1 protein-coding gene is annotated in these 2534 nt (G+C 69.0%); it reads right to left on the bottom strand.

Annotated elements, in window-relative coordinates:
* The coding region (locus tag ACFU5M_RS34330; RefSeq protein ID WP_379055765.1) for an amino acid adenylation domain-containing protein at positions 1-2534 on the bottom strand (2534 nt) is incomplete at both ends.

Raw genomic sequence — 2534 nt, 5'->3', positions numbered from 1 at the left:
TGGCTCACCGAGGGCTGCGCCAGCAGCGCCGTCTCGATCTCGCCCAGCTCGATCCGCTGACCGCGGAACTTCACCTGGAAATCGGTGCGTCCGAGGTAGTCCAGCACCGCGTCGTCGGCGTCCTTGCGCCACACGACGAGGTCGCCCGTGCGGTACATCCGCTCGCCGTGTCCGAACGGGTTGGCCACGAATCGGTCGGCGGTGAGATCGGGACGCCGCACGTAGCCGCGCGCCAACTGATCACCCGCGAGATACAACTCGCCGGGCACACCCACCGGCACCGGCCGCAACCACGAGTCCAGGACGTAGACGCGGGTGTTCCACTGCGGCAGACCGATCGGCACGGTGCGCTCGTCCGCCGACGCGGGCCAGTAGGTCACCGAGACAGCCGCCTCGGTGGGGCCGTAGAGGTTGTGCACGGCGGCGTCGGATACCGCGTGCATGGCGCCTACGGTCTCCGGGGGCAGCGCCTCGCCGATCACGAAGACGTGTTTCAGCGTCGGGCAGCTACCGGGTGCGGTGTGCGCGGCGAAGACCGTCAGCATGGACGGCACGAAGTCGGTCACCGTCACGCCTTGGGCGGCAATGGTTTCCGCTACGTACGCAGGGTCGCGGTGACCGTCCGGCGTGGCGACGACCAGCTTCGCGCCCACGCGCAGCGGCATGAAGTAGCCCCACAGCGAGACGTCGAACGTCGTCGCCGTCTTCTGCAAGTACACGTCGCCCGGACCCAGCGGGTATTCCGCCAGCATCCATGCAATCTGGTTGTCGATCGCCGCATGGGACACCGCGACGCCCTTCGGGCGGCCGGTCGACCCCGACGTGAAGATCACGTACGCCGGGTGCGCAGGCGCCACCGGCCGCACCAGCTCCTCCGCGCGGACCGGACTGTCGTCGAAACCGTCGAGATCCAGCGTGTCCACGGCGAGGGCTTGGACGTCATCGGGCAGCGCCGCCGCGTCCGCGCTGGTCGTCACGACGCAGAGGGGGCGAGCGGTATCCAGGATGTGGGCGATGCGTTCGGCCGGATGATCCGGATCCAACGGCACATACGCCCCACCCGCCGCCACGATCGCATACATCCCCACCACGAGATCCAACGACCGGCGAACCGCCAACCCCACCAACGACTCCGCACCCACACCCTGCGAAATCAACAACCGCGCCAACCGATTCACCCGCGCATCGAACGCACGATACGTCAGCTCGACACCCTCGTAGGCGACGGCGATCTCGTCCGGATGCGCCTCGACGGCCCGGCGGTAGCCGTCGAGCAGCAACTCGGAGCGGGCCGGGTAGCGGGTGTCGTTCCACTCGTGCAGGATGCGATCCCGCTCGACCACGTTGAGCAGGTCGATGCCGCCCAGTGCGCGATCGGGGTCGGCCGCGATCGCGCGCAGCAACCGGTTCAGGCGCGCCGCGAACTCGGCGATCGAGCTCTCGTCGAACAGATCGGTGGCATAGGTGAACATGGCGGCCAAGCCCGCGTCCGGGCCTTCCTGCGGCGTCACCGTCAGCTGTAGATCGAATTTGGCCACCGCGCCGTCGAAGTCGACCGCACCGACCGACAGGCCGGGCAGCTCGAGCTGCGCTCGGTCCATGTTCTGGAAGAACAACGCCACCTGGAACAGCGGGTGATGCGCCTGCGACCGCACCGGATCGAGCACCTCGACCAACCGCTCGAACGGCAGTTCGGCGTGCGAGAATGCCGCGAGGTCGCGTTCCTTGGTCGTCTCCAGCAGTCCGGCGAACGAGACCGCCGGGTCCACCGCGGTCCGCAACACCAGTGTGTTGACGAACATGCCGACCAGATCGTCGAGTTCGGCCTCGCCGCGACCGGCGACCGGGGTGCCGATGGTGATGTCGGTGGTGCCGGACAATCGGGCCAGCAACGCCGCGAAGGCGGTGTGTACCACCATGAACAGCGAGGCGTTGTGGGCCTGCGCGAGTTCGTCGAGCCGGGCCCGGATCGATGCGTCGACGGTGAAGGTGAAGACGCCGCCGCGCCCGGAGGCCGTGGCGGGCCGGGGCCGATCCATGGGAAGGTCGAGCCGGTCGGGAATGCCCGCGAGAGCGTCACGCCAGAACGCGATCTGCGTCGCGGCCACGGAGCGGGGATCGTTCTCCTCGCCCAGCACGGCGTGCTGCCACAGCGTGTAGTCCGCGTACTGCACCGGCAGCGGGGCCCAGCCGGGTGCGGCGCCCGCGCCGCGCGCGACATAGGCGGTCATCAGGTCACGCACCAGCGGGGCTATGGACGTACCGTCGGCCGCGATGTGGTGCACGACGACGGCGAGCACGTAGTCGTCGGAGCCGATCCGCGCGAGCGAAAGCCGCAGCGGCACCTCGGCCGCGACATCGAAACCGGCCGCGGCGAAGGTGCGCAGCCAGTCCGGGAGTTCTTCGGTGGTCAGGTCGTGCGGCGTCAGGTCCGGGATCGCCTGCGCGGCAGGCACGACGACCTGGTAGCCGGTACCGTCCACCGCCGGATACACCGTCCGCAACGTCTCATGACGCTCGACCACATCCGCGAC

Source organism: Nocardia sp. NPDC057455 (assembly GCF_042802775.1).
GTDB lineage: Bacteria > Actinomycetota > Actinomycetes > Mycobacteriales > Mycobacteriaceae > Nocardia.
The sequence above is the reverse complement of the archived record's forward strand: the minus strand, read 5'-3'. Positions and strand labels throughout refer to the sequence as shown.